Annotated in this window: 18 protein-coding genes and 1 tRNA gene; 8 read left to right on the forward strand and 11 right to left on the reverse strand. The window is 72.0% G+C overall.

From position 1 onward, the window contains the following. Window positions 1-157: 157 nt before the first annotated feature. From ACFVFH_RS00735 to ACFVFH_RS00755, 5 genes are all read right to left on the reverse strand, one after another. Complete coding sequence (locus ACFVFH_RS00735) at window positions 158-1,162, reverse strand: TerC family protein (RefSeq protein ID WP_383761467.1); 1,005 nt, start codon at window positions 1,160-1,162, stop codon at window positions 158-160. A 264-nt stretch (window positions 1,163-1,426) separates the two neighbouring features. Next, window positions 1,427-3,361: a TerD family protein gene (locus ACFVFH_RS00740; protein ID WP_383761470.1), complete on the reverse strand. Its 1,935-nt coding sequence runs from the start codon at window positions 3,359-3,361 to the stop codon at window positions 1,427-1,429. Between the two features lie 144 nt (window positions 3,362-3,505). Beyond that, window positions 3,506-4,084, reverse strand: a complete 579-nt coding sequence (locus tag ACFVFH_RS00745; protein ID WP_362443411.1) for a TerD family protein — start codon at window positions 4,082-4,084, stop codon at window positions 3,506-3,508. Between the two features lie 131 nt (window positions 4,085-4,215). Beyond that, a complete protein-coding gene (uvrB, locus tag ACFVFH_RS00750; RefSeq protein ID WP_383761473.1) occupies window positions 4,216-6,336 on the reverse strand; it encodes an excinuclease ABC subunit UvrB in 2,121 nt (706 codons plus the stop codon). Between the two features lie 105 nt (window positions 6,337-6,441). Beyond that, a complete protein-coding gene (locus ACFVFH_RS00755; RefSeq protein WP_383761476.1) occupies window positions 6,442-7,329 on the reverse strand; it encodes an MHYT domain-containing protein in 888 nt (295 codons plus the stop codon). A gap of 214 nt (window positions 7,330-7,543) precedes the next feature. Between ACFVFH_RS00755 and ACFVFH_RS00760 the strand changes: the two genes are divergently transcribed. From ACFVFH_RS00760 to ACFVFH_RS00770, 3 genes are all read left to right on the forward strand, one after another. After that, on the forward strand, window positions 7,544-8,494 hold the full coding sequence (locus ACFVFH_RS00760) for a glycerophosphodiester phosphodiesterase (RefSeq protein WP_383761479.1): 951 nt from the start codon (window positions 7,544-7,546) through the stop codon (window positions 8,492-8,494). A 117-nt stretch (window positions 8,495-8,611) separates the two neighbouring features. Next, entirely contained in the window at window positions 8,612-9,160 is a 549-nt protein-coding gene (locus ACFVFH_RS00765) for a methylated-DNA--[protein]-cysteine S-methyltransferase (protein WP_383761482.1), read from the forward strand. A gap of 396 nt (window positions 9,161-9,556) precedes the next feature. Then, entirely contained in the window at window positions 9,557-11,047 is a 1,491-nt protein-coding gene (locus ACFVFH_RS00770; RefSeq protein WP_383761484.1) for an MFS transporter, read from the forward strand. Between the two features lie 13 nt (window positions 11,048-11,060). On the opposite strand, the gene ACFVFH_RS00775 is transcribed toward ACFVFH_RS00770, so the two are convergent. Further along, window positions 11,061-11,423 (reverse strand): cupin domain-containing protein, encoded by a 363-nt coding sequence (locus ACFVFH_RS00775; protein ID WP_329199688.1) that lies wholly within the window; start codon window positions 11,421-11,423, stop codon window positions 11,061-11,063. 279 nt (window positions 11,424-11,702) lie between these two features. Between ACFVFH_RS00775 and ACFVFH_RS00780 the strand changes: the two genes are divergently transcribed. Next, window positions 11,703-12,668, forward strand: a complete 966-nt coding sequence (locus tag ACFVFH_RS00780; protein ID WP_383761487.1) for a pseudouridine-5'-phosphate glycosidase — start codon at window positions 11,703-11,705, stop codon at window positions 12,666-12,668. Further along, window positions 12,665-13,582 (forward strand): carbohydrate kinase family protein, encoded by a 918-nt coding sequence (locus ACFVFH_RS00785; RefSeq protein WP_383761490.1) that lies wholly within the window; start codon window positions 12,665-12,667, stop codon window positions 13,580-13,582. Before ACFVFH_RS00780 ends, ACFVFH_RS00785 begins: the two co-directional genes overlap by 4 nt. 105 nt (window positions 13,583-13,687) lie before the next feature. Here the strand turns inward: ACFVFH_RS00785 and ACFVFH_RS00790 are convergent, their stop codons facing one another. Together ACFVFH_RS00790 and ACFVFH_RS00795 are read right to left on the reverse strand one after the other, a co-directional pair. After that, window positions 13,688-14,338 (reverse strand): uridine kinase, encoded by a 651-nt coding sequence (locus ACFVFH_RS00790; RefSeq protein WP_383761492.1) that lies wholly within the window; start codon window positions 14,336-14,338, stop codon window positions 13,688-13,690. Between the two features lie 81 nt (window positions 14,339-14,419). After that, window positions 14,420-15,562 (reverse strand): hypothetical protein, encoded by a 1,143-nt coding sequence (locus tag ACFVFH_RS00795; RefSeq protein WP_383761495.1) that lies wholly within the window; start codon window positions 15,560-15,562, stop codon window positions 14,420-14,422. Between the two features lie 65 nt (window positions 15,563-15,627). On the opposite strand from ACFVFH_RS00795, the gene ACFVFH_RS00800 reads away from it, so the two are divergent. After that, window positions 15,628-15,993: a nuclear transport factor 2 family protein gene (locus tag ACFVFH_RS00800; protein ID WP_383761498.1), complete on the forward strand. Its 366-nt coding sequence runs from the start codon at window positions 15,628-15,630 to the stop codon at window positions 15,991-15,993. Window positions 15,994-16,164: 171 nt separating this feature from the next. Here ACFVFH_RS00800 and ACFVFH_RS00805 read toward each other — a convergent pair whose 3' ends face one another. Further along, window positions 16,165-16,833 carry a winged helix-turn-helix transcriptional regulator gene (locus ACFVFH_RS00805; RefSeq protein ID WP_383761501.1) on the reverse strand — a complete coding sequence of 223 codons (669 nt, stop codon included), beginning with the start codon at window positions 16,831-16,833 and terminating at the stop codon, window positions 16,165-16,167. A gap of 86 nt (window positions 16,834-16,919) precedes the next feature. On the opposite strand from ACFVFH_RS00805, the gene ACFVFH_RS00810 reads away from it, so the two are divergent. Together ACFVFH_RS00810 and ACFVFH_RS00815 are read left to right on the forward strand one after the other, a co-directional pair. Beyond that, window positions 16,920-18,131 (forward strand): pyridoxal phosphate-dependent aminotransferase, encoded by a 1,212-nt coding sequence (locus ACFVFH_RS00810; RefSeq protein WP_383761503.1) that lies wholly within the window; start codon window positions 16,920-16,922, stop codon window positions 18,129-18,131. A 13-nt stretch (window positions 18,132-18,144) separates the two neighbouring features. After that, on the forward strand, window positions 18,145-18,762 hold the full coding sequence (locus ACFVFH_RS00815; RefSeq protein ID WP_383761506.1) for a peptidase: 618 nt from the start codon (window positions 18,145-18,147) through the stop codon (window positions 18,760-18,762). A gap of 320 nt (window positions 18,763-19,082) precedes the next feature. On the opposite strand, the gene ACFVFH_RS00820 is transcribed toward ACFVFH_RS00815, so the two are convergent. Together ACFVFH_RS00820 and ACFVFH_RS00825 are read right to left on the reverse strand one after the other, a co-directional pair. Continuing rightward, window positions 19,083-19,168: transfer RNA gene (locus ACFVFH_RS00820), tRNA-OTHER, on the reverse strand. Between the two features lie 32 nt (window positions 19,169-19,200). Next, the gene (locus ACFVFH_RS00825; protein ID WP_383761509.1) at window positions 19,201-19,932 is read right to left on the reverse strand and encodes a hypothetical protein; all 732 of its coding nucleotides are present in this window, start codon (window positions 19,930-19,932) and stop codon (window positions 19,201-19,203) included. Window positions 19,933-19,972: the final 40 nt, after the last annotated feature.

Here is a 19,972-nt window from a genome sequence, read left to right on the forward strand (position 1 = left end):
GGGGCCGCGGGGCGGCCCGGGGCGCCCCGGGGGGGGGGGGGGGGGGGGGGGGGGGGGGGGCGCCGGGGGGGGGGGGGGGGGGGGCCCCCCCCCCCCCCCCCGGCCGGTGCCGGTTCCCGTCCTGCGGGACGGCCGGGTGTCCGGCCGTCCGCCGGGGTCAGGCGTCGATGCCGGCGCCCTTGCCCGCGGCCTTGTCCGCCTCCCCGTCCGATTCCGTCCGGGCCTGCTTCTTGTTGGCGACGAGGCTGGTGATCGTGGTGATCACCAGCACGCCGCAGATGACACCGAGGGACACCGGGATGGAGATCTCGGGAACGTGCACACCGGACTCGTGGAGCGCGTGCAGCACCAGCTTCACGCCGATGAAGCCGAGGATGACCGAGAGTCCGTAGCTCAGGTGCACCAGCTTCTTCAGCAGTCCGCCGATCAGGAAGTACAGCTGCCGCAGCCCCATCAGGGCGAAGGCGTTGGCGGTGAAGACGATGTACGGGTCCTGGGTCAGGCCGAAGATCGCCGGGATGGAGTCCAGGGCGAACAGCACATCGGTGGTGCCGATGGCGAGCATGACGACCATCAGCGGTGTCAGGACGCGCTTGCCGTTGTTCCGGATGAAGAGCTTGGTGCCGTGGTAGCGGTCGGCCACCCCGAAGCGGCGCTCGATCGTCTTGAGGAGGCGGTTCTCCTCGAACTCCTCCTCTTCCTCGTCGGCCCGCGCCTCCTGGATGAGCTTCCAGGCGGTGTAGATCAGGAACGCGCCGAAGATGTAGAAGACCCACGAGAAGTTGGCGATCACGGCGGCGCCGGCGGCGATGAAGACCGCCCGCAGCACCAGCGCGATCAGCACGCCGATCAGCAGCACCCGCTGCTGGAGGTGTGAGGGGACCGAGAACTTCGCCATGATCAGGACGAAGACGAAGAGGTTGTCGACGCTGAGCGACTTCTCGGTGATGAAGCCCGCGAAGAACTCGCCGGAGGCCTGGCTCTCGCCGAAGAGCAGCAGGCCGAGCCCGAAGAGGACGGCCAGGGCGATCCAGACGATCGTCCAGATTCCGGCTTCCTTGGTCGTCACGTCATGGGGCTTGCGCCCGATGAAGAAGTCGACGGCGATGAGGGCTGACAGACCAAGAATGGTCAGCACCCAGAGGGTCCATGAAACGTCCACTGCGCCTCCGGCAGTTCGCTACGGCTACTGATCAGCGTCGTCGCTGCCGGAGGTCTCTTCCACCCGGGCGCACGGGATGTGCGCCTCGGGCCGGCGCCCCGGGACCGGTCACGGTCCGTATTGACGGGAACGCCGCGTACGGGAGTACTCCCCTCCGTTCAAAGAACAGTACAGGGAATCCCAAGGAAAGGTAAAGAGCAGGGTAAAGATCTTTCAAACACGCAGGCCAGAGGGGTGTTAACAGGGGAAGCCGATGCGCCCGGCTCAGGGTTGCCGGGGGCGGCGGGCCGCGGCCACCTGGGCGAGCACCTGCTCCAGGACCCGGCTGCCCGGCGGTATCCGCGACGGCTCGTACGTCCAGGCGTGCCCCACCCAGGGGTCGGCCAGGTGGTCGTCGGCGACCGGGGTGACCCGCAGCAGCGAACGCCACAGCGGATCGAGCACCGGCCCGTACGCCCTGGCGTCCTCCCGGTCCGCCACCATCATCAGGTGGACGCCGACCGAGGGCCCCTCGTCGGCGAGGTAGCGCAGCTGGGTGACGGCCCGGTCGTCGAAGCCGTGTGGGAAGTCGTTGACGATCAGCAGCTGCTCACCGGTGTCCAGATCCGGCGGGAGGGAGTCGGCGGCGCCCGCCCGGATCGCCATCTGCACCAGGTCGACGCGCCGGGTGAGCCGGGCCAGGACCGAGGCCACGCCCCCGGCCCCGGCGGCGGGCGGACCGGCGAGCGCTCCGGAGCGGACGAGGGGGGCGAGCGCCCCGGCCGCCGAGCCCGCGGGGTCGATGACATGGACCGAGAACTCGTCTGCCGGGTAGACCGCCAGCAGCCGGGCCGCGTGCGCGACCGCGGTCTCCATGGCGAGGACGCGCAGCCGGGCGGCGTCCGTCAGGGCCGCGTCCTCCGAGGACGTGCGGCCGCTGTCGACCCAGATCCCGCGCTCCAGCGGCAGCCGGACCAGCAACGGGATGCGCAGGCCGGGGTTCTCGGGCAGGTGGAGGTCGCCGATGCGCAGCGCCATGGGGATCTCCATCGGGACGCGGTAGGCGTGCCAGACGGGGTTGTCCCAGCCCGCGAACGGGGTGGGCAGCGCGGGTTCCACCACGGCCGCCTCGGCGGCCAGCTGGGCGAGGTCGCGGTCGAGGGCCTCGCGCGCCCGGGTGGTCAGCTCGTCGCGCTTGGTGCGGGCCTGCGCGCGGGCCCGGTCCGCCGCGCCGCCGATCCGGCTGCGCGGGTCGGACAGGGTGCGTTCGAGCTCCTGCTCCATGCGGGACTCGGCGAAGTCGACGGCGCTGCGGTAGGCGGCGGTGGTGCGGGCCAGGTCCTCGAACATGCCCCAGATCTGGTTGTAGAGGCGCTCGTCCATGGACCAGCCGGTGGCGTCCCCGGCGACGGGCTGTGCGGGGCGGCCCGGCTCGGCGGGCGGCGCGGTGGGCGGGGGCGGCGGGGGCGCGGTGGTCCGGCGGCGCGGGTGCGCGTAGTCGATGGGCCCGCCGGACGTGGCGGCGGACGGCGGGGTGGCGGGCTCCGCGAGCGGCTCGGGTGGCTGTGCCGCGGTCCGCGGAACGTCCGGGGGCGGTACGGGACCGGCGCCGGATCCGACCCGGTCGGCGTCCGGGGTGCGCGGCGGGGGCGGGGTGACCGAGCGGGCCGTCGCCCGGGTGACCGCGTCCTGGATGGAGCGGGCCAGCTCGGCGGCGCCGGAGAGGCCCTGGTCGGCGAGCATGGCGTCGAGGCCGCCCGCGTAGCCCTGGCCGACGGCACGCACCTTCCAGGCGCCCTGACGGCGGTAGAGCTCCAGGGCGGCGACGGCGGATTCGGTGTCCAGGCCGGTGAGGGTGAAGGTGGCGATCTCGGTGCCGTCGAGTCCGGTGACGGAGACGAAGGGGGCCGCGACCGCGCCGAACCGTACCGGGCCGCCGACTCCCGTCGGCAGGGCCAGCAGGACCGTGACCCGGTGCACCGGGGCGGGCAGGGCGTCGAGGTCCACGGCGAGCCGGTGGTCGGCGGCTGCCTGCCCGGACACCTCGATCCCGGGGAGCCGGGGCGATCCCGGGTGGGCGATCCATTCGGTGCCGCGCACCGTGCCGTTCTCGTCCCCCAGCGTGGCGCCGGCCACGACGGGCGTGCCGGCCGATACCCGGATCTCCAGACGGGTCTGGGGCAAGGTGTGGTTCTGCCCCCGGACCAGCTCGGCCGTCATTGCCCTGTCCCCTCGACGATGCGCTGCTGCGCTCTGCTCTGCGGTGCTGGTGCGACATGCGCGTCGCGATGTGATGCAGCTCCCGGCGGCCGATGCCTCCGGGAGCTGCGCGTACCGATGTGTACCGGCGTGGCCGGGACCTGGCTACAGGTGCGGCAGGATCGCCGGCATCAGGTCCTGGAAGGTGCGGCCGTTGGCCGGGTTGCCGAGGGCCGTCATCTGCCAGGCGTTCCCCGAGCGGTGCACCTTCGCCATGATCTGCGCGGTGTACTGCCCGCCGCCGTCCAGCGTGTAGCGGGCGAGTTCCTGGCCGTTGGTCTCGTCGACGATGCGGCAGAAGGCGTTCTGGACCTCCTGGAACGTCTGGCCGGTGAAGGAGTTCACCGTGAAGACGATCTGGTCGATGTGGACCGGCACCCGCTGCAGGTCGACGAGGATCGCCTCGTCGTCGCCGCCGGAACCGGCGCCGCCGACCAGGTTGTCCCCGGTGTGCTTGACCGAGCCGTCGTCACTGACGAGGTGGCGGAAGAAGACCACATCGACCGGCTGCTTGTCGGCGAAGAGCACCGCCGACGCGTCGAGGTCGATCTCCCGCGTACGCGAACCGAACAGGCCCCGGCGCGGTGCCGCCTGCCAGCCGAGCCCCATCCGTACCGCGGTCAGGGTCCCCCCGTCGCTCTTCTGCAGGCTGATGGCCTGACCCTTGGTCATATTGACCGTCACGCGCTGTCCCCTCTCCGCTTTCCCCGCAACCGTCCGTGCGCGGTTTCCCAGCACCCTACGCAGTCGCGTCGGCGACGCGACCGCTCGGGGCCGTTTTGTGTCGGTTCTGCAACACACCGGGTGCGACGGGCTCAGGCGAGCCCCGCTTCCCGCATCTGGCGCAGCTCCTTCTTCAACTCCCCGACCTCGTCGCGCAGTCGAGCCGCCACCTCGAACTGGAGGTCCGCGGCGGCCGCCCGCATCCGGTCGGTCATCTCCTCGATGATCCCGGCGAGTTCGGTGGCGGGCCGGTCGGTGACCGCTCCGCCGCCTCCCTCGGCCTTCCTGGATCCGGCCGCCTTGGTGCCCAGCGCGGGCACGGGGGCCTTGGCGCCCTTGGCCTGGCGGTAGCCGGTGCCGAGCAGCTGCTCGGTGTCGACCTCCTCGCGGGCGATCGTCGCGACGATGTCGTTGATCTTCTTCCGCAGCGGCTGCGGGTCGAGACCGCGCTCGGTGTTGTAGGCGATCTGCTTCTCGCGGCGGCGGTTGGTCTCGTCGATGGCCTGTGCCATGGCCGGGGTGATCTTGTCCGCGTACATATGGACCTGGCCCGAGACGTTACGGGCGGCACGGCCGATGGTCTGGATCAGGGACGTGCCCGAGCGCAGGAAGCCCTGCTTGTCCGCGTCGAGGATGGCGACGAGCGACACCTCGGGCAGGTCGAGGCCCTCGCGCAGCAGGTTGATGCCGACCAGTACGTCGTACTCGCCGGAGCGCAGTTCGCGCAGCAGCTCGATGCGGCGCAGCGTGTCGACGTCGCTGTGCAGATAGCGGACCTGGATGCCGAGCTCCAGGAAGTAGTCGGTGAGGTCCTCGGCCATCTTCTTGGTGAGGGTGGTGACCAGGACCCGCTCGTCCTTCTCGGCGCGGGTGCGGATCTCGTGGACCAGGTCGTCGATCTGGCCCTCGGTGGGCTTGACGACCACTTCCGGGTCGACGAGGCCCGTGGGGCGGATGATCTGCTCCACGAAGCCCTCGCCCCGGGACAGCTCGTACTTCCCGGGGGTGGCGGAGAGGTAGACGGTCTGGTTGATCCGGCTCAGGAACTCCTCCCACTTCAGCGGGCGGTTGTCGAGCGCGGAGGGGAGCCGGAAGCCGTGGTCGACGAGGGTGCGCTTGCGGGAGGCGTCGCCCTCGTACATGGCGCCGATCTGCGGCACGGTGACGTGCGACTCGTCGAGGACGAGGAGGAAGTCCTCGGGGAAGTAGTCGAGGAGGGTGTTGGGGGCGGTGCCCGGCGAGCGGCCGTCGAAGTGCATCGAGTAGTTCTCGACGCCGGAGCAGGTGCCGATCTGGCGGAGCATCTCGATGTCGTACGTGGTGCGCATCCGCAGCCGCTGGGCCTCCAGCAGCTTGCCCTGCTTCTCCAGCTCGGCGAGGCGCTGCTCCAGCTCCTGCTCGATGCCGGTGACCGCCTTCTCCATGCGTTCGGGACCCGCGACGTAGTGGCTGGCGGGGAAGACGTGGAGGGACTGGTCCTCGCTGATCACCTCGCCGGTGAGCGGGTGGAGGGTGGAGAGTGCCTCGATCTCGTCGCCGAACATCTCGATGCGGACGGCGAGCTCCTCGTAGACCGGGAAGATCTCGATGGTGTCGCCGCGGACCCGGAAGGTGCCGCGGGTGAACGCGAGGTCGTTGCGGGTGTACTGGATCTCGACGAAGCGGCGCAGCAGCTGGTCCCGGTCGATCTCCTCGCCGACCTTGAGCTGGACCATGCGGTCCACGTACTCCTGGGGCGTACCGAGGCCGTAGATGCAGGAGACGGAGGCGACCACGACGACATCGCGCCGGGTGAGCAGCGAATTCGTCGCGGAGTGGCGCAGCCGCTCGACCTCCTCGTTGATCGAGGAGTCCTTCTCGATGTAGGTGTCCGACTGCGGGACGTACGCCTCGGGCTGGTAGTAGTCGTAGTACGAGACGAAGTACTCGACGGCGTTGTTGGGCAGCAGCTCGCGGAACTCGTTCGCCAGCTGGGCGGCGAGCGTCTTGTTGGGCGCCATCACGAGCGTGGGGCGCTGCAGCTTCTCGATCATCCACGCGGTGGTCGCCGATTTGCCGGTGCCGGTCGCTCCGAGCAGGACGACGTCCTTCTCGTCGGCGCGGATGCGCCGCTCCAGCTCGGCGATGGCCGCGGGCTGGTCGCCGCTGGGCTGGTAGGGACTGACGACCTCGAAAGGCGCCACCGAACGTTCGATCTTCGAAACGGGCCGCATGGAACCACCGTACGACCCACCACTGACAACCGGGTCTGCCCGGCCCGCGCGCCGGGCCGGATCGGCCTGTCCACCGGGGCGGATCGGCCGTCTGCCGGGTCGGGGTCAGCGTTCTCCCGGCGGCGCGGGGTCGCGCGGCCGGGAGTGGAACGACGCCGGGTCGGCGTGTGTGCCGAACCGCGGCACCTGCCGCTGGGCCGGGATGCCGGGGGGCCGGCCGGTCCCGTTCAGGGCCCTGGGGTCGTTCCAGTCCGGGCTGCCCATCACCATCAGCGGATCGAACATCACGACCACCGCGGCGAGGAGCAGGAAGCAGCCGGGGCCGATCAGCAGCGGCACGAGCGGCGCGGTCGTCCCGTCGGCGGCGGTGTTGTCGGGGAGGGCGCCGGGGTGCAGATGGACGCTGAGCGCGGCCATGCCGGTGTAGTGCATGCCGCTCACCGCGACGCCCATGACGACGCTGGCTCCGAGGCTGGGCAGGAAGCCTTTGACGGAGACGGCCGCCCAGAGGGCGGTCGTGGCGGCCACCACGGCGATGACGACGGAGAGGGACACGGTGAGCGTGTCGTATTCGAGCTGTCCTTCGAGGCTTATTCCGGCCATACCCAGGTAGTGCATGGTGGCCATGGCGAGTCCGGTGATGGTCCCGCCCGTCACCAGGGCCATTCTGGTGGCGCCGCGGTAGCCGACGATGAAGATGCCGACGCCGACCATGCCCACGGCGACCGCGAGGCTGGCGAAGGTGATCGGCTTGTCGTAGCGGACGGTCACGCCCTCGACGGAGAAGCCCATCATCGCGATGAAGTGCATCGTCCATATGCCGGAGCCGATGGAGGTCGCGCCGAGGGCCAGCCAGCCGGCTTTGAAGGAACGCTCCGTGCGCAGCGAGCGGTTCGTACAGCGCAGCCCCAGGGCCGCGCCGAGGCAGGCCATGAGGAAGGCCGCGACGGGCGTCACCGCTCCGTAGCCGAAACCGTCGATCGTGCCCTGCATGCTCGTACGCCCTTCGCGGAAGCCCGGGTTCGGGGTGACCCTAAGGCGCGAGTCCCGGCAAACAAACAGAAGAGCTGCATTTTATCGAGCAGGAATCCGGCCCGTGACCCGGTGTCGTCGGCCGCGTTCACGTTGTGGCCATCCTTCGCCTGTCCCCCGTTGGGTCGCGGCTGTCACTCTCGGCCCGTCCGCAACTCTGACGCAAGGAGTACCCGTGTACGCACGCACCGCCACCGCCGCCCTCGCCGCCGCCGCGCTGATGGGCACCGGCGCCGTCCTGATGTCGACCGCCGACACGCGGACCCCGGACAGGGCCGGGGCCGGGGCCGGGCACGTCACCGCGGTCACCGGCGTCAGCACCATGAGCGCCCTGACCACGCACGCGAAGCGGACCGCGCCCGTCGTCTTCGCCCACCGGGGCGCCTCGGCCTACGCGCCGGAGAACACCCTGGCCGCCGTCGACAAGGCCGACGCGCTCGGCTTCGACTGGGTGGAGAACGACGTCCAGTTCACCAAGGACGGTGTGCTGGTGGTCGTGCACGACACCGATCTGAAGCGGACCACGGACGTCGAGGAGGTCTTCCCGGACCGGACCTCGTGGGCGGTCAAGGACTTCACTGCGGCGGAGATCGCCCGGCTGGACGCGGGCAGCTGGTTCGGTCCGCGGTTCGCCGGGGCCCGGGTGCCCACGCTCAAGCAGTACCTGGACCGGGTGGAGCGCAACCGGCAGAAGCTGCTGCTGGAGATCAAGAGCCCGGAGATCTACCCGGGCATCGAGAAGGAGACCCTTCGGGTGCTGCGCCAGAAGGGCTGGCTCGACCGCGCCCACGTGAAGAACCGGCTCGTGATCCAGAGCTTCGGCGCGGACAGCGTGAAGAAGGTGCACCAGCTGCGCCCGGACATCACGACCGGCTTCCTCGGCGCCCCGACGGTGGCCGAACTGCCGTCGTACGCGGCCTTCACCGACCAGATCAACCCCGCCCACACCTCGGTCTCCGCCGACTACGTGGACGCGGTGCACGCGCTGAAGGGCCCGCACGGCAAGAGGCTCCGGGTCAACACCTGGACGGTCAACGACGCGGAGACCGCCACGAAGGTGGCGGGCCTCGGCGTGGACGGGATCATCACCAACACCCCCGACGTGGTGCGCGAAGCCACGCGCTGACCCGGGGCCGGGGAAGCCGGGACGGGGAGGAGACCGGCCGAGGCCGGGGCCGGGGCCGGGGCCGAAATGGAAACGGGCCGGGGACGGTTGTCAGTGCCCGGCCGTACGGTGGTTCCCATGGACAGCAACGGGGTCGGGGTCGTCGAGTGGGCCGTCGTCGGGAGCGACATCGGCCCGCTGCTCCTTGCCGCCACCGGGTCGGGTCTGGTGAGCGTGGTCTTCCACGCGCGCCCCGACGTACGGGAGAAGGCGGTCGACAGGCTGAGGGCACGGTTCGGCACGGAGCCGGTGGAGAGTCCCGGCTCCGCCCGGCTCGCCGAGCCGATACGCCAGCTGGCGGCGTACTTCGCGGGCTCCTCGCGGGAATTCTCGCTCGGTCTGGACTGGTCGCTGACATCCGGCTTCAACCGCCAGGTGCTCCGCGAGCTGGCGTCCGGGGTGCCGTACGGGACGGTCGTCGGGTACGGGGAGCTCGCCGGGCGAGTGGGACAGCCGAAGGCCGCCCAGGCGGTCGGGGTGGCCATGGCGTCCAACCCACTGCCGGTGGTGGTGCCGTGCCACCGGGTGGTGGAGAGCGACGGCGGGCTCGGTGGTTTCGGCGGAGGCCTGGAGACCAAGCGGCAGCTGCTGGCCCTGGAGGGCGTGCTGCCCCAGCCGTTGTTCTGACGGGCGGTGCTGCCCGGCGCTGTTGTTCCTCATGGCGCCGCGTCCAGCCGGTGTCGTTCTCCGTGGAGGCATGGAGGTGCCACCCAGCCGATCTCGTTCTCCACGGCGGTGCTGCCCAGCCGTTGTCGTTCTCTGCGCGGCGCTGCCCAGCCGATGTCGTGTTCCCGATGGCGGTGCTGCCCAGTCACTGTTGTTCTCCACGGCAGTGCCGCCCAGCCGATGTCGTTCTCTGCGGCGGTGCCGCCCTGCCGACGTTACGAGGTGGGCGGTGCTGCCCCGGCCGGTCGGCCGAAGGCGCCGGGCCCCGGGTGGGTTCGCTCGCACGCCGGGACGGGACCGGGCCCACCCGGCCCGGACCCGGTTTCGTACCCGTGTGCGGGCTGGCACACTGCGCCAGTGACCAACACCCTCGACGCACCTGACACCCCCACCGGGCCCGGCGGTCCCGCGGCCCGGGTTCCGGCGGACGGGCTGCCCGCACTGCGGCGCAGAACGTCCGCGGTGCTCATCGGCAGCCAGATACTCGGCGGCCTCGGCGTGCCCATCGGCATCGCCCTGGCGCCCGTGCTGGCCACCGAGGTGAGCGGCACCGAGGCGCTGTCCGGACTGGCCCCGACCGCCTCCGTGACCGGGACCGCGCTGCTCTCACTGCCGCTCGCCGCGCTGATGACCTCGCGCGGCCGGCGCCCCGGTCTCGTACTGGCGTATGTGATCGGTGCGCTCGGTGCGGGACTCGTGGTCCTGTCCACCCTCGTGGAGAGCTTCCCGCTGCTGCTCCTCGGCATGGCCGGGTTCGGCGCGGGTTCCTCGGCCAATCTGCAGGCCCGGTTCGCCGCCGCGGACCTGGCCGAGCCGGACCGGCGCGGCCGGGCGATCTCCACCGTCATCTGGGCCACCACGATCGGCTCGGTCCTCGGGCCGAACATCGCCGCCCCGGTGGGCCGTCTCTTCCGCGGCACCGCGATATCGGAGAAGGCGGGCCCGTTCGTCTTCGCGGCCGGGATCTTCCTGCTGGCCGCCGTGGTGGTCGGGGTGCTGCTGCGGCCGGACCCGCTGCTCACAGCGCGGGCGCTGGCACCGCAGGGCGACGGGTCACCGGCCGGCCGCTCGCTGCGGGCCGGGGTCGCGGCGGTCCGGGCCTCGCCGATGGCACGGCTGGCGCTGGTGACGGTGGCCGTCTCGCACACCGCGATGGTCTCGATCATGGTGATGACCCCGGTCGACCTGGGCCATCACGGCGCCGGGCTCCAGCTGATCGGCCTGGTCATCAGCGGCCACATCGCGGGGATGTACGCGTTCTCCCCGGTGATGGGCTGGCTGTCGGACCGCTTCGGCCGGCTCGCCGTGATCGGTCTGGCGGTCGGGCTGCTCTCCTGTGCCGCGCTGCTCGCCGGAACCGCCGGTTCCAGCCACGGGCAGACGGCGGCCGGTCTCTTCACGCTCGGCCTCGGCTGGTCGGCGGGGCTGGTCGCCGGTTCGGCGCTGCTCACCGACTCCGTGCCGCAGGCGGCCCGCGCCGCCGTGCAGGGCCTGTCGGATCTGACCATGAACACGGCGGCGGGCATCGGCGGAGCCGTCGCCGGGGTCGTCGTGGCCCGTGCCAGCTACGGCTGGCTGAACGTGGCCGGGGCCTGTCTGCTGCTGCCGATGGCGGCGCTGGCGCTGCGCCGGGCGCTCTCCCGGCGCACGGAACCGGCGGCGCCCGCCGCGTCCGGTACAGCCGTCACGACCGACGCCACCGGCGCGACGGGGACAGCCGGTACAAGCGACGCGGCCGGCGCCACCGAGGTCACTGGCGCCACCGGTCCAGCCGATGCCGTCGACGCACCCGAGCCTCCGCGCGAGGTCCGCGAGGTCCGCGAGGTCCGCGAGGTTCCCGACGTCTGAGTGCCCCGGGGCGTCACAGACTGATGTGGTACGCCTTGCGCAGTGTCTCGTGAACCGTCCACGTCGTACGGTCGCCCTCCCGCAGCACGCAGGCGTCGCCCGGCCCGATCTCCAGCGTCGCGCCGCCCTCGACCGCCACGGTCGCCCGCCCGCTGACGACCACGAAGAGCTCGTTGGCCTCGGTGTCGGTGACCACACCGGGCGTGATCTGCCAGATGCCGCGCAGTTGCTTGCCGTCGGGCGACTCCCAGAGCACCTTGCCGGTCACCACGGGCTCGCCCGAGACGATCTGCGCGGGGTCGAGCGGTTCCGGTTCGAGTTCGGCATCCGGAATGTGCACGGCGAAGGAGGCAGGTGCTTGATCAAATGTGGTCATGGCCGGTCACCTTAGCGACCGCCCGGAGGCGCCCCTGCGGCAGGATGCGCCGAGTCGTACCCGACCGGCCGGAAGGAAACCCGGGCCCGCCGCTTCGGAGAGGCGACGACCACCCCACCGGGGCCCCGACGATCACCCCACCCCGCCCCCGGACCCGGCGGCTACCCCGCTCAGGAGCCCTCAGCCACCAGCCCCGGGACCCGTGCGATCCCGGCCACGTGGTTCCGCCGTCCCGGCCCGCACGTTTGAGGCGGGCGCACCCGCGACAGGGATGTGGACATGTCATTGAACGCGTCGCACGGCGCACACCCCTGCGCCCCCGTCCTCTCCGCAGAGGTACGGGCGGCCCTCGCCACGCACCACCCCGTCGTGGCCCTGGAGTCGACGATCATCGCCCACGGCCTGCCGCGCCCCCGCAATCTGCGGGTCGCCGAGGAACTCGAAGGGCTCGTACGGTCCGCGGGCGCGGTGCCCGCGACGATCGCCGTGCTCGACGGAAGGGCCCGCATCGGCCTGGACAAGACCCAGCTGGAGCGGGTCGCCTGCGACACCGCGATGCGGAAGCTGGGTCACCGCGACCTCGCTCCGGCGCTGGCGGCGGGCGCGAGCGGCGCGACGACCGTGTCCGCGACGGCGTTCCTGGCCGCCCGTGCCGGTCTACGCGTCTTCGCGACCGGCGGCCTCGGCGGCGTACACCGGGAATGGACCCGGACGCAGGACGAGTCCGCCGACCTCCGGCTCCTCGCGCGGACCGGGATCACGGTGGTGTGCGCGGGGGTGAAGTCGGTCCTGGACGTCCCGGCGACGCTGCAACGGCTGGAGACGCTGGGGGTCCCGGTGGTCGGTTACGGCACCGACCGTTTTCCCGGTTTCTATCTGGCCAGTTCGGGCGAGCCGGTCGACTGGACGGTGCGGACGCCCGAGGAGGTCGCGGCGGTGATGCGGGCCCAGGACGAGCTCGGCGGCGGGGGTTCCGCGCTGATCGTCGCCAACCCCGTCGCCGTGGCCGACCAGTTGGATCCCGCGCTCCACGACCGGGTGCTGGCCGAGGCCCTGGCGGAGTGCCAGGAACGCGGTGTGACCGGCCAGGCCGTCACACCGTTCCTGCTGGACCGGCTGATGCGGAGCACCGGGGGTGCCTCGCTCGAAGCCAATCTGGCCGCCGTACGCGGAAACGTGTCACTGGCCGCGCGGATCTCCGGCGCCTGGACCGACGCGTCCCGGGAACCGGCGGCCGGGGCATGAGCGGTGGCGGCCTGCTCGTCATCGGGGACGTGGTCACGGACGTGGTGGCCCGGCACGGAACGGCGCTGGCCCACGGCACCGACACCCCGGCCCGGATCCGCACCCTGCCCGGCGGAGCGGGCGCCAACGTCGCCTGCTGGGCGGCCCGTTCGGGGTGCGCCGACGTACGGCTGCTGGCCCGGGTCGGCGCCGACAGCGCGGACTGGCACCGGGACGCGCTCCGGCGGGCGGGGGTGCGCTCCCTGCTGGCCGTGGACGACGACGTGCCGACCGCCACCGTCGTCGCGCTCGTCGACTCCGCCGCCGAGCGCACCTTCCTCACCGACAGCGGCGCCGTGCTCCGTCTGGCTCCCGACGACTGGTCACCGTCGATGCTGGACGGCGTCGCCCATCTCCATCTCTCCGGCTACCTCCTCTTCGCCGCGACGAGCCGCGCGACGGCCCTGCTCGCCCTGCGGGAGGCGCGGCGGCGACGGATACCGGTGAGTGTCGATCCGGCCTCCGCGGGCTTCCTCGCCGAGCTGGGCGTCGACCGGTTCCTGACCGCCGTGGACGGCGCCGATCTGCTGCTGCCCAACGCGGACGAGGCCCGGCTGCTCACCGGGCTGCCCGAACCGGCCGACGCCGCCGCCAAGTTGAGCCTCCAGGCGGGCCGGGTGGTGGTCACGCTCGGCAAGGGCGGGGCGCTGCTCGCCACAGCGGGCGCGGTGACCCGGCGCGTTCCGGCCGTCCGGGTGCGCGGGGCGGTGGACTCGACCGGGGCGGGCGACGCATTCACCGGCGGATTCCTCGCGGCGTGCCTGGCGGGGGCGGACGACGCCACGGCCACGGCGGCGGGCTGCCGGGCGGGGGCCGAGGCGGTCACCACCATGGGCGGCCGCCCCGGCCCACGAGACCACACGCCGGACCCGTGACCGCGGAAACGATCCCCCACCCCTCGGCTACGACGACCGCAGGAACAATCCCCCCGTCCCACGCCCATGACCGCAGAAACGATTCCCCGCCCCACGGCCGGAACCTCAGGCCGTCGGCCCGCACCATCCGGTCCAGGCCGGGTGCAGCGGGTCGTCGGCCCGCACCACCGCGTCCGCGCGGTCGCCGGGCGCGGTCTCCTCCTCGTACCGCGCGAAGGCGGGCAGGGTCCAGCGCTCGGCCTCCTCGGTGCGCCGCCGCAGCGCGCCCGGCGACAGCCGCAGATGGACGCTCAGGTCGAACGGGAACCAGTGGCCGAGAAGCAACGGGCCGTGCACCACCAGTACCCCGCCCTCGGGCAGCGGCCGGTAGGGACTGCGCGTGGCCCGGTCGGTCACCGGATCCCAGAGGTCGGGCAGCACCCGCCCGCTCCCTCCTGCCTCCAGCGGTCCGAAGACCTCGCGCCACAGCGCGCCCGTGTCGAACCAGCTGTCGTAGTACGAGTCGGGGTCCTCCTTGCCGTACTCGTACCGCAGGCTCGCCGGGCGCAGGAACCCCTCGGTGGGGACGACCAGCACCGCCCGGCCCCGGACCCGCAGCGCCTGTGCGACCCGCTCGGCCAGTTCCCCGGTACGGGCCGCCGGGGCGCCGTCGACCGCGAGCTTCAGCCAGGGTCCGCCGTCCGCAGGTCCGAGGGAGTCGGCGTGCGCGGCGAAGGCTTCCGCCAGCCGCTCCCAGGTGATCGCTTCGAATCGCACCGCACCATCATGTCGCGGTGCGGTGGTGACCCGCACCCGGTCCCGGCCACCATCCTCCCGGGCCCGCGCCGGAGCCCGTGCTCAGTCCCGGCCGTCCCGCCAGCGAGGGGCGTCCGCACCGGGTTCGTCGGGGACGGCGAAGCGGAACGGGATACCGAGCCGCTCCGCCAGCTCCCGGCCCGTCCGCACCGCCTCGCCGGTCCCCGCCGCGCCGATCAGGAAGCGGGCCAGCACGACGTTCTCCCCCGGCGGCGACGACACGGCGCTCAGCACCACGGTCCAGCCCCGGGTGTCACCGTCCCGGTCCGCCTCGACGGCCACGGGCGCGCGGGGCAGGGCGCCGGCCGCGGCGGCCAGGGTGTCCACGTCGAGGCGGGGCGGGGGCTCCACGCGGTCCACGAGCGCACGGTGGCGCCCGGCCAGCACGTCCATGCACAGGTGCAGCCCCGGACGCGGTTCGACGCCGCTCTCCCGCATGGCGTGGACGGCCTGCACGGCCCGGTCCGCCACGACCAGTCCGTCGACGCGCTCGCGCACCTCGGCGGAGAACGTCCACCACAGGAACTCCGCCGGATGGCTCCCGGCCAGGCGCAGCACCCGGTCGGCGAGCGGGCTCAGGCCCGGTTCGCGGGCCGCCGCCGTCTCGGCGAGCCGTCGGATGTCGTCGAACCACCGCCCGGTCGGGCCGTCCGGCGCTCCGGCGCGCCGGAGGCCGCGCTCCAGCAGCCCCCGGGCGTTCTGCGGCTGTCCGCGCAGTACGGCCTTCGTCGCGGCGACCGCGTTGGCCAGCGCGCTCGCGTACGGCGACCAGTCGTCTCCGTGCGCGGTCGCGCGCCCCTCGCCCGGGGCGGCCGGGGTCGCCGCGATCTCCAGGTCCACGCGCCAGAACAGCGGAAGCCCGCGGAAGGCGGCGAAGACCAGCCGCCGCTCCCGGGAGTTCCGCGACTCCGGGTCCGTGCGCAGGGAATCCAGCGGCCGTACCGCTCGGAGCACTTCCGGGACCGCGGCGACACAGGCGTCGAACCGGTCTCCGGGCACGGTCCAGGCGAGGTCGATGTCGCTGTACGCGTCCGCTGTCCCCCGGGCGAGCGAGCCTCGCGGCTCCGCCCTCGAACCCGGGCAGTGCGCGGTGAGCGCCCGGCTCAGCTCCCGCGCGAACGCGGCGCGGCGTGCCGGATCGAGTGCGCCCTCGTCCGTTGCGGCCCGGCGGTCCTCCCCGTTCATGGCTGCTGCCTCCCTCGTTCGAGAACGCCTCTTCCCCCGGGGCCTCGCGTCCTACGATCTTTCCCATGGACCTCGAATTCGCCCGCACGTTCGCCGCCGAGTGGCTGGACGGCTGGAACTCCCATGATCTGGAACGCATTCTGACGCACTATCACGAGGATGTGACGTTCAGTTCGCCCGTCATCGCGCAGATGACCGGTGACGCGTCCGGCACGGTACACGGCAAGGAGGCGCTGCGCGCGTACTGGGCGACGGGCCTGGAGCGCATCCCCGAGCTGCGGTTCGAGCTGATGGACGTCCGGGTCAGCGTGCACGCCCTGGTGATCGACTACCGCAACCAGATCGGCGGCCGGGTCAGCGAGGTGCTGATTTTCCGCGACGGGCTGGTGGTCTCCGGCTTCGGGGCTTACGGGGAGACGCTCGCCAACTGACGTCCGGCCGACCGCCACCCGTGGCCGCGCGGAGCGGGTGCCCCGAAACCACCCGGGTGCCGTACGGGGCCACCGGCGCGTATCCCTTCGCGCCCCGGCGACACCGCGCATCCCACGGGCACACCGGCGCGCGAGCACACCGCTCCGGCCCTCGGCGCCCCGGCCGGTCCGTCACTCCCCACGCAGCTCGGCGGCGAGCGGCCCGTCGCCCGACACCTCGGCGCGCCCGCCCCCGACGGCCTCGGCGAGGGTGAGCCCGCCCCGCGCCAGCTCCAGGCAGACCTCGACGTCGAGGGTGATACGCGCGTCGGCGCGGTCGGCCGGACCGTCCCCGTAGACGGCCGCCGCGCCCTCCGCACCACCGGCCCGCACATGGAACTCGCCCTCGTCCAGGTGCACTTCGACGGTCCCGGCGTGGCTCAGCCCCTCCAGCGCGCGCAGCAGGGGCAGGGCGAACCAGTGGGCCCGGACCGCGTCGGTGGGCCGCCGTTCGGCGAGCGCGGGCGCACCCCACTCGGCGAGTGCGGCGAGCACCGGCATCAGCGCGTGGCCCCGGCCGGTCAGTTCGTAGACCGAGGCGGCGGCGGGCGGCGGAAGCCGGCGGCGGGTGGCGAGACCGCTCTGCTCCATGTCCCTGAGCCGGGAGGCGAGCACGTCCGTACTGACGCCCGGCAGATCGGCGTGGAGGTCGGTGTAGCGGCGTGGGCCCGCCAGCAGTTCACGGACAATCAGCAGGGTCCACCGGTCACCCACGGAGTCGAGGGCACGTGCGGCGGCACAGAACTGGTCGTAACTCCGGCGGCGGGCCGGGCGCGTTGCGGGCTGTTGCTGACGTGGCATGCGACGCAGTCTAGACATGTTGTTGGACTTTCCAAGCCCGAGCTTGGTAAAACCAAGTATCGCAATCAGGTCGGGGAGGCCACCGCATGGAATTCCGGCAGTCCAGCAAGCTCGACGAGGTCTGTTACGAGATCCGGGGCCCGGTCATCGAGCACGCCAACGCCCTGGAGGAGGCGGGCCACAGCGTGCTCCGCCTCAACACGGGCAACCCCGCGCTCTTCGGTTTCGAGGCGCCGGAGGAGGTCGTCCAGGACATGATCCGGATGCTTCCGCAGGCCCATGGCTACACGGATTCGCGCGGCATCCTGTCCGCCCGCCGGGCGGTGGCGCAGCGCTACCAGGCGATGGGGCTGCCGGATGTCGGGGTCGACGACATCTTCCTCGGCAACGGTGTCTCCGAGCTGATCTCGATGGCCGTCCAGGCGCTGCTGGAGGACGGCGACGAGGTGCTCGTGCCCTCCCCCGACTACCCGTTGTGGACCGCCGTGGTGACCCTCGCGGGCGGCAAGCCCGTGCACTACACCTGCGACGAGGCGTCGGACTGGAACCCCGACCTCGCCGACATGGCCGCGAAGATCACCGACCGCACCAAGGCCGTCGTGATCATCAACCCGAACAACCCGACCGGCGCCGTCTACCCGCGCGAGATCCTCGACGGCATCCTCGATCTGGCGCGCAGGCACGGTCTGATGGTCTTCGCCGACGAGATCTACGACCAGATCCTGTACGACGACGCCGAGCACCACGGCGTGGCGGCCCTCGCCCCCGACCTGGTCTGCCTCACCTTCAGCGGGCTCTCGAAGACGTACCGCGTGGCGGGCTTCCGCTCCGGCTGGATGGTGGTCTCGGGCCCGCAGCAGCACGCCCGGGGCTATCTGGAGGGGCTGAACACGCTCGCCTCCATGCGTCTGTGTCCCAACGCGCCCGCGCAGTACGCCATCCAGGCGGCGCTCGGCGGCCGGCAGTCGATCCGGGAGCTGGTCGCGCCGGGGGGCAGGCTGTACGAGCAGCGCAACCGCGCCTGGGAGAAGCTGAACGAGATCCCGGGGGTGTCGTGCGTGAAGCCGAAGGGCGCGCTGTACGCGTTCCCGCGCATCGACCCCAAGGTGCATCGCATCGTCGACGACGAGAAGTTCGTGCTGGATCTGCTGCTCCGGGAGAAGATCCAGGTCGTCCAGGGCACCGGCTTCAACTGGCCCCGGCCCGACCATTTCCGGATCCTCACGCTCCCGTACGCTGACGATCTCGACGCGGCGATCAGCCGTATCGGCCGCTTCCTGACCGGATACCGCCAGTGATCGGACATCCCCGGTGACCTGCCCCGCCTGCCGTGTTCCCGTCCACACCCAGTTCGCCTCGCCCGAGCTCGTCGGCCCGATCGTGGAGGAAGGACTCGATCCGGCCACCGACCCGGCCTGGGCGGAGTCGGGTGCGGCCTCACCGGCCGAGTACGCGCGCTGGTCGGGTCATCTGTGCGGAATGACCTGCCTGCGCATGGCGCTCGGCGCCGGCGCCCCGTCCCTGTTCGCGCTGCGCGACGGGGCGCTCCGCTACGGCGCGTACACCCAGGACGCGCAGGGGGAGATCCGGGGCCTGATCTACGCCCCCTTCGCGGAGTACGCACGCGAGGTGCACGGCGTGGACGCCACGGTGCACCGCCATCTCGCGGCACGGGAGATCCTCGGCCTGCTGGACGCCGGGCGCACGGTCATGGCCTCGGTGCACTACGGCATCCGGCATCCGGGGCGGCCGGCCCCGGGGCGCGGCGGCCACCTGGTGCTGCTGACGTCCCGTACGGCCGACGGCACGGGCGTCCACTTCCACAACCCGTCGGGCACGACGGCGGGGTCCCGGGCCGCGGATCTCGCGCTGACCGACTTCGAACGCTTCTTCGCGGGGCGCGGGGTGTCACTGCCGGTGAAGGCCTGAGCGGTGCCTCGGGGGGGAAAACAGGAGCGGGCCCGGGGGCGTAGCCGACCCCCGAGCCCTGGTGTGCCACCCATACGGCACGCCGACACTTTTAAGGACCCGCGTCAGGTTGATGCCGCCGCGTCCTGCCTTTAGACGACCGCAGATCGAAGCTCTGCGAGCCGGAGTCGAACCGGCATCTCGACGCCCATGGGCACGGGTCCGTTTGATTCGGCGTTGGGTGGCGAATGCTGAGTCTGGAGCAAGAGTCTGAGATTGATCGCGGTCTGCCTCTACCATTTGGGCCACCCCGGCCCGTGCGTGCGCCGGGGCGCACGGAGTGCCGGGGGGAGGACTCGAACCTCCACTGGAACCGCGTCGTCACGACAAGCCTCAGTTTCAGCTTGCGCTCCTGGCGCACCCCGGCCGAAATGGGTCGGCCGGGGAATCAATGGTCGGTCACCCGAAGAGGTAACCGAATACCGCATCACCCACCCGCTGGTCCGTGACATCCACGCCGTTGGCCTCCTCGCGGGCGAACTTCACAGCCTGCTGGAGCTTCTCCACCCGGTCCAGCAGCTCGTTGACGCGCCGCGCGGGGAGCGCGCCGGAGAACTTCACCGTCGTCCAGTAGCCGATCGGGACGTCCTCGTAGTACACGTCGACCTGCGCCGGGTGCTTGTCGGTGGCCTCCGCCTTCACATGGTTGCGGGGCACCTTCTTCGTGCGGAGCGTCCGCACCGGCTCGGTCTTCCAGGAATCCGTCGACGGGTCCTGGGTCCATGCCTCGGCGGCGTCGAGCACCGGCAGCTTGCGGACGAAGGTGTTGAGGTCCGTCAGCTGCTTCTCCAGGAAGAGCAGGTACGAGACCGGCACCTCGCTCACGAGCACCCGCCCGTCGACCTTCACATCCGCGCGGGCCGAGCAGTTGGCCCAGTCCTTCGTGGCGGTCACGTCGAAGAGGCGGGTCAGGGTCGCCGCGGTCTCCCGCAGCACGTCCTCGGCCTTGATCTGCACCAGCGTCGACTCCGGCGGCAGCTGCTCGCCCTCCTCGTCCTTCGGCTGGTACGTCCGGGAGATCCCGGCGAGCAGACCGGTCTTCTGGAGGCCGTGATGCGCCGCCGTCAGGTCCTGGTGAGCCTTGGACTTGACGCCCTTCTCGACTGCGATGATCTGATTGAGTTTCGCCACGTCGAGAAAGCTAACAACGCCTCATCGGCCGAACAAACGT

Origin of the sequence: Streptomyces sp. NPDC057697 (assembly GCF_042799335.1) — a bacterium.
Taxonomy (GTDB): Bacteria; Actinomycetota; Actinomycetes; order Streptomycetales; family Streptomycetaceae; genus Streptomyces.

Bases quoted from the DNA above. Each gene is read 5' to 3' on its own strand.
- ACFVFH_RS00805 (WP_383761501.1), bottom strand. From the start codon at position 16,833: ATGCCACGTCAGCAACAGCCCGCAACGCGCCCGGCCCGCCGCCGGAGT.
- ACFVFH_RS00755 (WP_383761476.1), bottom strand. From the start codon at position 7,329: ATGCAGGGCACGATCGACGGTTTCGGCTACGGAGCGGTGACGCCCGTC.
- ACFVFH_RS00795 (WP_383761495.1), bottom strand. From the start codon at position 15,562: ATGAACGGGGAGGACCGCCGGGCCGCAACGGACGAGGGCGCACTCGAT.
- ACFVFH_RS00785 (WP_383761490.1), top strand. From the start codon at position 12,665: ATGAGCGGTGGCGGCCTGCTCGTCATCGGGGACGTGGTCACGGACGTG.
- ACFVFH_RS00765 (WP_383761482.1), top strand. From the start codon at position 8,612: ATGGACAGCAACGGGGTCGGGGTCGTCGAGTGGGCCGTCGTCGGGAGC.
- ACFVFH_RS00775 (WP_329199688.1), bottom strand. From the start codon at position 11,423: ATGACCACATTTGATCAAGCACCTGCCTCCTTCGCCGTGCACATTCCG.
- uvrB (WP_383761473.1), bottom strand. From the start codon at position 6,336: ATGCGGCCCGTTTCGAAGATCGAACGTTCGGTGGCGCCTTTCGAGGTC.
- ACFVFH_RS00800 (WP_383761498.1), top strand. From the start codon at position 15,628: ATGGACCTCGAATTCGCCCGCACGTTCGCCGCCGAGTGGCTGGACGGC.
- ACFVFH_RS00780 (WP_383761487.1), top strand. From the start codon at position 11,703: ATGTCATTGAACGCGTCGCACGGCGCACACCCCTGCGCCCCCGTCCTC.
- ACFVFH_RS00810 (WP_383761503.1), top strand. From the start codon at position 16,920: ATGGAATTCCGGCAGTCCAGCAAGCTCGACGAGGTCTGTTACGAGATC.
- ACFVFH_RS00740 (WP_383761470.1), bottom strand. From the start codon at position 3,361: ATGACGGCCGAGCTGGTCCGGGGGCAGAACCACACCTTGCCCCAGACC.